Genomic DNA, 9,085 nt, shown 5'->3' on the forward strand with positions numbered 1-9,085 from the left:
GTGGCGGCGGCCTCGAGGGCCGCCATGGGGAGCTCGGCGGGCGCGTACGTCGCCGCTACGCCGAGGAGCGTGGTCCGGAACGCGCCGGGCGCCGAGAGCGCGAGCGCGAGCTGGAGCGAGGCGAGCGCGTAGGTCGCGACGCTCGCGGCGAGGGCGCTCGCGGCTGCAGCGAGCGCGAGAGGAAGGCGCGCGGCGCGTAGCCCGCGAAACGCGGCGTGCGCGGCGAGCGCGCCGGCGATCCCCATCGACGCGAGGTCGGCGCCGATCGCGGTCACGCCGCCGTGGCCGAGCAGGAACGCCTGGAGCACGACGGCCGCGAGCGCGGCGAGGATCGCGCGGCGGGCGCCGAGCAGGATCGCGGCGAGCCCGACGCCACACGCGTGCGCCGACGTGCCGAGCGGGAGGGGGATCTCGACGCTCGAGAGCGCGAGCACGAGCGCGGCGGCGGTCGCGATGAGCGGCCGCGCGAGCCGGTCGTCTCCGGCCCGGCGCCACGCGGCGAACGCCGCCGCCACGAACGGTGCGCAGGCGCAGAACCAGAGCACCGCCTGCGCGGGCGGCAGGACGCCGTCGGCGAGGTGCATCGCGCGCGCGGAGGCGGGCCACGCGAGCGCCGCCGCGGCGAGCGCCGGCGCGGCACGACGCGAGACGGTCCGGATGTCGGGGTCCCAGCGGGCGATCTCCGCGCCCGCGGGACGGCAGCCTTGCGGCATGGCGTCCTCGCCAGCTCGGGTAGGTCTCCTGGCTCATGGGTTCGGAGGGGAACACCTTCCCCTCTCACGCCGCTCTCGCCTTCCCCGGTCCGCTGGACCGAGTGGCTCACGAGAGCGGCTCCCCACTCACAGTGGCGGGACCGCGCCGGATTCTCACCGGCTTCCCTGTTATGCCCTCGACGGGCACCCGAGCATCTTGTCCTCGCCTCGTAGCGTCCCGCCGCCCGCGGTGTCAAGCGCCTCCGCGCATCGTCTCGCCAACGCTCAGGAACTCCCGCGCCGAGCGCGGGGGGTTATCCTCGGTCGGTGCGAGAGGTGCTGATCCTCGGGTGTGGGTACACTGGGCGTCACGTCGCCGCACGCCTGCTCGCGCACGGTGTGTCCGTCGTCGCGGCGGCTCGCGACGAAGAGACGCTCGCGTCCCTCGCGGAGCGCGGCGCGACGGTGGTTGCGTTCGACGCGGCCCGGCCCGCCTCGTGGGGAGGCGTTGCGTCCGCGGCGGCCCGGCTCACGCCCGGCTTCGCCGTGCTGCTCTCGGTGCCGCCGCTCGAGCGCCTCGGCGTGCGGGGGGACGCGACGGCGGCCCTGCTCGCCACGCTCTCGCCGCCCGGGCGCGTCGTGTACCTCTCGTCGACCTCGGTCTACGGCGGGCAGCGCGACGTCGACGCCGAGACCGCTGCGGCGCCGCGCACTCACGAGGGAGCGCTTCGGCTCGACGCCGAGCGGGGCGTCGCGCGGGGGCCGTGGTCTTCGCTGGTCCTCCGTGCCTCGGCGATCTATGGCCCCGGCCGCGGGCTGCATGCGCGCGCGGGGGCCGCGCCACGGCGCGGCGGCGATCCTGATCGCGTCGTGTCGCGCATCCACGTCGACGACCTCGCGGCGCTCTGCGAGGCCGCGCTCGCCTCCGGGCTCACGGGCGCGTACCCCGCGGCGGACTCGTCGCCGGCGAGCGCGCGCGAGGTGGCCGCGTTCTGCGCCTCGCTCGGCCTCGTCCCCCCCGCGCTGCCCGACAGGATCCCGGGACCGCACGGCGGTCGCCGTGTCGACGGACGGGCCGCGTTCGAGGCGCTCGGCGTCGCGCTCGCGTACCCGTCCTATCGCGAGGGTGTCGTCGCCTCGATCGCGGCGCCGCTCACCCCTCCGCCGCCACCACGTCGACCGCCGCCGGCACGGGGCGGTACCGCCGCGCGACCTCGCGGAACGCGAGCGCGGCGGCGAGCATGAGGCCGGCGAAGACCCAGAAGTACGCGGCCCCCTGCAGCGAGACGAGGCGCGTGAAGACGGCGGTGAGCAGGTTCCCGAGCGCGATCGCGAGGAACCAGAGCGACATGATCGTGCTCCGCATCGCCCGCGGCGCCTGCGTGTAGCTGAACTCGAGGCCGGTCACCGAGACGAGCACTTCTCCGACCGTGAGGAGCACGTACTGCGGCAGCTGCCAGAGCGCGCTCGGCGGCGCGCCGCCGCGATCGACGAAGGTCTGCACGATCGCCGCCGCGCCGAACGAGAGCGCGGTGACGAACATCCCCGCCGTCATCTTCTTGAGCGGGGTGAGCTCGAGGCCGCGCCGCTCGAGGAGGGGGAACACTCCCCACGTGAAGAGCGGGATGAGCGTCATGACGAGGAACGGGTTCGCCGCCTGGAGCTGCGCCGGCGACATCTCGAAGCCGCGGACGACGAGGTCCATCTGGCTCGCCTGGATGACCCACGACGACGCCTTCTGGTCGAAGAGCGCCCAGAAGATCGTCACCGCCGAGAACACCCCCATGATGCGGAAGACCGCCCTCGCGCCCGCGATCGCCTCCGGCGGGTGCGCGTCTCGCGCGCCCTCCAGCCAGTGCTCGCCGGCGCGGCCGGTGCCGAGGCGGCGCACGGCGCGCGCCACGACGCGCAGGAAGCCGTGCGGGTTCGGGCCGGAGGGCGGCGCCTGCACGTAGTGCTTCGTCCCCGCCCAGAAGACGAGGAGCGAGAGCGCCATCAGCACGCCCGGGACGGCGAACGCGACCGGCGCCCCGTGGCGCTTCAGCAGCCACGGGATGAGCAGGTTCGCCGAGGCCGAGCCGAGGTTGATGGACCAGTAGAACCACCCGTACACCCGCTGCATGAGCGTCTGCTGGGCCGGCCCGAACTGATCGCCGACGAACGCCGAGACGCACGGCTTGATGCCGCCCGCGCCGAGCGCGATGAGCGAGAGGCCGGCGAGGAGGCCCGCGGGCGTCTCCCAGACGGCGAGCACCGCGTGCCCGGCCACGTAGCCGAGCGAGATCCAGAGGATCGTGCGGTAGCGCCCCCAGAACCGGTCGGCGATCCACCCGCCGACGAGCGGCGTGAGGTAGTTCGCCATCACGAAGTAGTGGAAGTAGGCCTTCGCGTCCTGCTGCGCGAGCAGCAGGTACTGGATCATGTAGAGCGTCAGGATCGAGCGCATCCCGTAGAACGAGAAGCGCTCGCAGAGCTCGTTGCCGACGATGTACTTGACCTGGGGCGGATAGCGCTCGGCGTGGGCCATGTCCGTCTCGGGCTCCGGGATCAGGCGGCGACCCCGGACGCCGCGCCGCGCCGCGCCGGCGCGGCCGGGTACCACCAGGCGACGAGCGCGAAGACCACCGCGGCGCCCAGCATGAGGACCGCGAAGAACGCGTAGTAGGCCACGCCCTGGAAGCGGTTCACCCAGGCGACGACCGCCGTGAGGATCGAGCCCGAGGCGATGGTGAGGTACCACAGGCCCATCACCACGCTCTTCAGCCGCTTCGGCGACTCCGCGTAGGCGAACTCGAGCGCGGTGACCGACACGAGCACCTCGCCGATGGTGAGGAACAGGTACTGGGGCACCTGCCAGACGACGTGCGGCGGCGCCCCGGCCTCGCCGAGGCGCGCCTCGACGAGCGCCGCGGCCACGAACGAGAGCACCGTGACGAACATCCCCACCGTCATCTTGCGCAGCGCCGTCACGCGCACCCCGCGCCGCTCGAGCGCCGGATAGACGAACACCGCGAACACCGGGATGAGCGTGAGGACGAAGGCGGCGTCGAGCGTCTGCACCTGGCCGGAGGCGACGTGGAAGCCGAGCACGTCGCGCCGCATGCGGTCGGCCTGCAGCGTCCACGACGAGCCGTACTGGAAGAAGAGCGCCCAGAACGCCGCCACCGGCGCGAAGATCGCCATGATGCGCAGGAGCGCCGCGCGGGCCGGCGCCTCGGCCGCCTCGCCCGGCGCGGGCGGCGGCGCGCTGCGCAGCGGCGGCGCGTGCACGTACTTGCCGCGACCGAGCCAGAACACGAGGAGCGCGGCCGCCATGGCGAGGCCCGGCACGCCGAACGCGACGCGCGGGCTCACGCGGTCGAGCAGCAGCGGGATGACGAGCGTCCCGACCGTCGAGCCGAGGTTGATCATCCAGTAGTAGAGGTCGTACAGGCGCGCGAGGAGCCCCTCCTGGCCGGGCGGGATCTGGTCGCCCGCGAACGCGGAGGCGCACGGCTTGATGCCGCCCGCGCCGATGGCGATGAGGCCGAGGCCCACCACGAGGCCGGTGCCGCTCTCCCACACCGCGAGCGTCGCGTGGCCGGCGACGTAGCCGAACGAGAGCCACAGGATCGTGCGGTAGCGGCCGAGCACCCAGTCGGCGAGGAGCGCCCCCGCGAGCGGCATCAGGTACACGGCCGCGGTGAACACCTGGAAGCCGGCGATGGCGCGGTGCTCGGGGAGCCCGAGGTTCCTCGCCATGTAGAGGGCGAGGACGGAGGTCATGCCGTAGTAGGAGAACCGCTCGGCAGCCTCGTTCCAGGCGAGGAACTTGATCGACGGCGGGAACCGATCCCGGGGGGTCGCGCTCATTCGAGGCGTGACTCTGCCACGGGAGGGGGCCCGAGGCGAGGCTGCGCGGGGGACGTCGGCCGGTTAGACCGTGACGCCATGACCCGACTCTCTCCCGCCGACGCGCACGCCCTCGTCTCGCAGGGCGGGCACGACCTCGTCGACGTGCGCGAGCCGCACGAGTGGTCCCGCGGCCGGATCCCCGGCGCGCGCCACGTCCCGCTCCGCGTCCTCGCCCTCGCGCCGAACGCGCACCTCGTCGACGGGCGGCCGGTCGTCTTCATCTGCGCGCACGGCGCCCGCAGCCTCACCGCCGCCGCCCTCGCCGAGCGGGCGGGCGCGCCAAGGGCGGCGAGCGTGGACGGAGGCACAGTCCGCTGGGCGCGCGAGGGGCTGCCGTTCGAGGGCACGCCCTGACGGCGGCGCGGCGCGGCGCGTCGGCCGCGCGGCACGCGCCGCCGCTCAGCGCCGCAGCGCGGACAGCGCGAGCGCGATCCAGCCCGCGATGAAGGCCACCCCGCCGAACGGCGTCACCGCCCCGAGCGCGCGCACCCCGGTGAGCGCGAGCGCGTAGAGGCTGCCGGAGAAGAGCAGCGTCCCGAGCGCGAAGAGCCACCCGGCCCACGCCGGCGCCGCCCCGCCGAGGCGCGCCGCCGCCCAGCCGGCCGCGATGAGGCCGAGCGCGTGGTACATCTCGTAGCGCGCGCCGGTCTCGAAGATTGCGAGGAGGTCCGGCGAGAGCCGCGTCTTGAGGGCGTGCGCGCCGAACGCGCCGGCCGCGACGGAGATCGCGGCGGAGATCGCGCCGAGCGCGAGGAAGGTCCGTTCCATGGCGGGCGAGGATAGCCGACGCCGCCCGCGCGCGGACGTCCCGCCCAAGCCTTGCGCGAGCGCCCCTCCCGGCGCAGGTCTCCCGGGCATGGACTTCACGACGAAGCGCTGCGTCCCCTGCGAGGGCGGCATCCCCAAGATGACCCCGGGCGAGGTCGAGGAGGGGCTCCGCTCGCTCGACGGCTGGGACGCGCGGCTGGACGCGACGCAGCTCCACAAGCACTACCGGTTCAAGGACTTCCGCCACGCGATCGCCTTCGTGAACGCGATGGCCGAGCTCGCCGAGGACGAGGGCCACCACCCCGACTTCTCCGTCCACTACAGCGCGGTGGACGTGACGCTCTGGACGCACGCCATCGGCGGGCTGTCCGAGAACGACTTCATCCTCGCGGCGAAGCTCGATCGACTCCCCGCCTCGCGCGCGTGAGGCGAGCGCGCGCTGAATAGAAGGAAGGGAGGGGCCGTCTCTCCGGTGGAAGGGGTAACACGACACCGGAGGAAGCCATGACGTCCCTGTCCCTGAGGAAGCTCGCCCTCGCCGTCGCCCTCGCCGCCGCGCTGCCGTCCGCTGCGCTCGCCAAGCCCTGCGACGAGGACCGCCTTCCGCCGCCCCGCCCCGCGCCGGCCGACTGGGGTCGCGACGGGCGCCACGACTGGGGCCGGGACGGGCGCTGGGAGTCGCCGCGGGAGCGCGAGGCGCGCGAGATCCGCCGCGAGCTGCGCGAGCTCGAGGACACCCGCGCCGACTTCTACGCGCGCTACGCGGGCCGCCCGGGCAAGGTCCGCAGGTTCGAGCGGTGGTACGCGTCGCGCCGCGCGGAGCTCGAGGCGCGCTGGGACGCGCTCCGCGCCTACGCCTGGCGCTGACCTCCTCACGCTCGCCCGTCGTCCGCGGCCCGTGCGCTCGAGTGCGCGCGGGCCGCGCCGTCTCCGGGGCCCGGGCGCCGCGGCGACGCCGCGCTGGCGACGACGGCCGCGCGGGGTTAGAGAACCCCCCCGTGAGCCGCGCTCTCTCCCTCTCGATCTTCGTCGTCGTGAGCCTCGCCGTCCTCGGCGGCATGCACACGTACCTGTGGATCCGCCTGGTTCGCGACACCGCGATGGCCGACCCGTGGCGCCGCGTCGCGACCGTGTCGCTCGTCGTGCTCTCGTTCGCGATGCCGCTCGGCCTCGTCGCCCTCCGCGCCGCGCCCCGCCCGCTCGCGCGCATCGTCCCGGCCGTCGCCTTCGGCTGGCTCGGCCTCGCCTTCATGCTCTTCTGCGCGCTCGTCGCGATCGACGCCGTCCGCGCCGCGCTGCACGGCAGCGAGCTCCTCGCAGACTGGCTCCGCCGGCGCCCCGACCCGCCCGCGGATCCCGCCCGCCGGCTGTTCGTGGCGCGCGCGATCGCCGGCGGGGCCGCCCTCGCCACCGGCGGCGCGGCGGCGCTCGCCTTCCGCGCCGCGACCGGCCCGGCCGAGATCTCCGAGGTGCCGGTGCGGCTCGAGCGGCTCCCGCCCACGCTCTCCGGCCTCACCATCGCGCAGCTCACCGATCTCCACGTCGGGCCCACCATCGGCGAGCGCGACGTGCGCCGCGCGGTGGACCAGACGAACGCCCTCCGTCCCGACGTCATCGCCATCACCGGCGACCTCGTGGACGGCAGCGTGCGCGACCTCGGGCGCGCCATCTCCCACCTCGGGCGACTGCGCGCGCGCTACGGCGTCTACTTCGTCACGGGCAACCACGAGTACTACTCGGGCGTCGAGGAGTGGCTCGAGGAGCTTCCCCGGCTCGGCGTCCGCGTGCTCCGCAACGAGCGCGTGACCGTCGGCGACGCCGGTGCGTCGATCGACCTCGCCGGCGTCGACGACTGGAGCGCGGCGCGGATGAACGGCGGGCACGAGAACGACCTCCGCCGCGCCCTCGCCGGCCGCGACCCCGAGCGCGGCCTCGTCCTGCTCGCGCACCAGCCGCGCGGCGTCGCCGAGGCGGTGCAGGCGGGGGTGGAGCTCCAGCTCTCCGGCCACACCCACGGCGGGCAGATCGTCCCGTTCAACCTGCTCGTCGCGGCGGCGCAGCCCTACGTGAAGGGGCTGCACCGGCACGCCGAAGGCGACCGTGCCGGCCAGATCTTCGTCTCGCGCGGCACCGGCTACTGGGGCCCTCCGCTGCGGCTCGGCTCCCCGCCCGAGATCGCGCGCATCGTGCTCACGACCTAGCCCGCCGCGCTCCCGCGCGGGGCCCGCTGCGTTGCTCGGGACGTCACCCCGCGTGACGGACGGGCGTCCAGCCGGCCGCAGGCGCGCCCTCCGCCCGGTCCGCGCCGTGCGCGCGCGCCCGGGCCCGCAAGGGCCGTCTCTCCCGCCCCGGCCGCGGTCTAACCTCGGGCGCGTCAGCCCGGAGGATCCCTCGAATGCGCTTCCGCTCCGTCGCCGTGATCGTCCTCGTGTTCGGCGCCGCCGCCCTGGTGAGCGTCTTCGTCGTCCGCCGGATCGCGTTCCACCCCGCCCGGCAGGTGCCGGCCACGGTGAGCGCCGCGGCGCCCGTGCCCGAGGTGACGCCGCCCGCCGAGCCCCCCGCCACCGCGGCCGACGGGCAGCTCGAGCTCCTCGCGACCTCGGGCGAGGCGCCGCTCGCGGGCGCGGAGGTCCGCCTCTACCTCGCGCTGCCGCCTGGGCCGGGCACGCTCGCGCCCGCGTGGCGCCGCGCCGGCGTGGCGCGCACCGACGGAACCGGGGTCGCCCGGCTCCCCGCGCGCCCGGGCAGCTACCTCGTGGCGGTGCGCGCCGCGGGCCTCGGGACCGCGCACGCGGAGGTCGTCCGCCCGCGCGGCGAGGACCTGACGCACGCGGAGGTCGCGCTCGAGCAGCCGGTCTCGCTGGAGGTGCGCGTCGCCTCGCGCCCGGAGGGCCGGCCGGTCGCTGCGCGCGTGGTCGCGTTCCCGGCTGCCGCAGGCCCGCTGCGGTTCGGCCCGCCGTCGGCGCCGGTGGAGGAGCAGGTCACGGCGACCGCGGACGCGTCCGGCGTCGCCCGGCTCGCGGGGCTCGCACCCGCGAGCTACGCCGTCGCCGCCGAGGCGGCGGACCTCCACCCGGCCCTCCTCAGGCGCGTCGCGGTGCCGCGCACAGGCGCGCTCGCCATCGCGCTCGAGCCGCTCGGCCGGATCGAGGGCGTCGTCCACGACGCGAGCGGCCGGCCCTCCGCGCGCGCGACCGTGCGCGGCGCCTCCCGCGATCACTCCGGCGAGGCCATCTCCGACGCGAGCGGGCGCTTCACCCTCGCCGTGCCCGCCGGGAGCTACCGGCTCTCCGCGGTCGAGGGCGAGCGCGCCGGCGGGGTCGGCCCGGTCTCCGTGCAGGCCGGCGCGACGACCGGCGGAGTCGAGCTCGTGCTGGGGCCTCCGGCCGCGCTCGCGGGCGAGGTGGTCGAGGAGGGCTCCGGCCGCCCGGTGCCGGGCGCCGAGGTGGCGCTCTCGCCGCACGAGACCGGCGCGCTCGCCGCGCGCGTGCTCGCGGGCGCCGACGGCCGCTACCGCATCCCCGCGCTCGCCCCCGGGCAGTACGACCTGCGCGCCGCCGCGGCCGGCAGGAGCCCCGCGCTCCAGCGCGGCGTGACGCTGGAGGCGGGCGCGACGTTCCCGCTCCGCGTCCCGCTCGCGGGCACGGGCGCCATCGAGGGCGCGGTCGGCGACGCGCGCGGGCGGCCGCTCGACGGAGCGCGCGTGCGCGTCGAGGCGCGCGGCGACGGGC

General features: G+C 75.9%; 10 protein-coding genes and 1 riboswitch. Of the genes, 6 read left to right on the forward strand and 4 right to left on the reverse strand.

Annotated elements, in window-relative coordinates:
* Window positions 1-713, reverse strand: a 713-nt coding sequence (locus MNZ39_RS21960; protein ID WP_242341235.1) for an energy-coupling factor ABC transporter permease, incomplete at its 3' end; no start/stop codon positions are given.
* Window positions 714-919: riboswitch (cobalamin riboswitch) on the reverse strand.
* A gap of 100 nt (window positions 920-1,019) precedes the next feature.
* On the opposite strand from MNZ39_RS21960, the gene MNZ39_RS21965 reads away from it, so the two are divergent.
* A complete protein-coding gene (locus MNZ39_RS21965) occupies window positions 1,020-1,937 on the forward strand; it encodes an NAD-dependent epimerase/dehydratase family protein (RefSeq protein WP_242341236.1) in 918 nt (305 codons plus the stop codon).
* Here the strand turns inward: MNZ39_RS21965 and MNZ39_RS21970 are convergent.
* Together MNZ39_RS21970 and MNZ39_RS21975 are read right to left on the reverse strand one after the other, a co-directional pair.
* Entirely contained in the window at window positions 1,846-3,219 is a 1,374-nt protein-coding gene (locus tag MNZ39_RS21970; protein WP_242341237.1) for a POT family MFS transporter, read from the reverse strand. The genes MNZ39_RS21965 and MNZ39_RS21970 overlap by 92 nt on opposite strands.
* A 20-nt stretch (window positions 3,220-3,239) precedes the next feature.
* Complete coding sequence (locus MNZ39_RS21975; protein ID WP_242341238.1) at window positions 3,240-4,544, reverse strand: POT family MFS transporter; 1,305 nt, start codon at window positions 4,542-4,544, stop codon at window positions 3,240-3,242.
* 78 nt (window positions 4,545-4,622) lie between these two features.
* Between MNZ39_RS21975 and MNZ39_RS21980 the strand changes: the two genes are divergently transcribed.
* Window positions 4,623-4,940, forward strand: a complete 318-nt coding sequence (locus MNZ39_RS21980; protein WP_242341239.1) for a rhodanese-like domain-containing protein — start codon at window positions 4,623-4,625, stop codon at window positions 4,938-4,940.
* 45 nt (window positions 4,941-4,985) lie between these two features.
* Here the strand turns inward: MNZ39_RS21980 and MNZ39_RS21985 are convergent, their stop codons facing one another.
* The gene (locus MNZ39_RS21985; RefSeq protein WP_242341240.1) at window positions 4,986-5,354 is read right to left on the reverse strand and encodes a DUF423 domain-containing protein; all 369 of its coding nucleotides are present in this window, start codon (window positions 5,352-5,354) and stop codon (window positions 4,986-4,988) included.
* An 88-nt stretch (window positions 5,355-5,442) separates the two neighbouring features.
* Here MNZ39_RS21985 and MNZ39_RS21990 point away from each other — a divergent pair, with 88 nt between their 5' ends.
* The 4 genes from MNZ39_RS21990 to MNZ39_RS22005 all read left to right on the forward strand — a co-directional run.
* Window positions 5,443-5,781 carry a 4a-hydroxytetrahydrobiopterin dehydratase gene (locus tag MNZ39_RS21990; RefSeq protein WP_242341241.1) on the forward strand — a complete coding sequence of 113 codons (339 nt, stop codon included), beginning with the start codon at window positions 5,443-5,445 and terminating at the stop codon, window positions 5,779-5,781.
* 77 nt (window positions 5,782-5,858) lie between these two features.
* Complete coding sequence (locus MNZ39_RS21995; protein ID WP_242341242.1) at window positions 5,859-6,221, forward strand: hypothetical protein; 363 nt, start codon at window positions 5,859-5,861, stop codon at window positions 6,219-6,221.
* Window positions 6,222-6,352: 131 nt separating this feature from the next.
* Window positions 6,353-7,555 (forward strand): metallophosphoesterase, encoded by a 1,203-nt coding sequence (locus MNZ39_RS22000; RefSeq protein ID WP_242341243.1) that lies wholly within the window; start codon window positions 6,353-6,355, stop codon window positions 7,553-7,555.
* A 194-nt stretch (window positions 7,556-7,749) separates the two neighbouring features.
* On the forward strand, window positions 7,750-9,085 hold a 1,336-nt coding region (locus tag MNZ39_RS22005), incomplete at its 3' end, for a carboxypeptidase-like regulatory domain-containing protein (RefSeq protein ID WP_242341244.1).

It is taken from the genome of Anaeromyxobacter sp. SG66 (assembly GCF_022690805.1).
Classification (GTDB): Bacteria; Myxococcota; Myxococcia; order Myxococcales; family Anaeromyxobacteraceae; genus Anaeromyxobacter; species Anaeromyxobacter soli.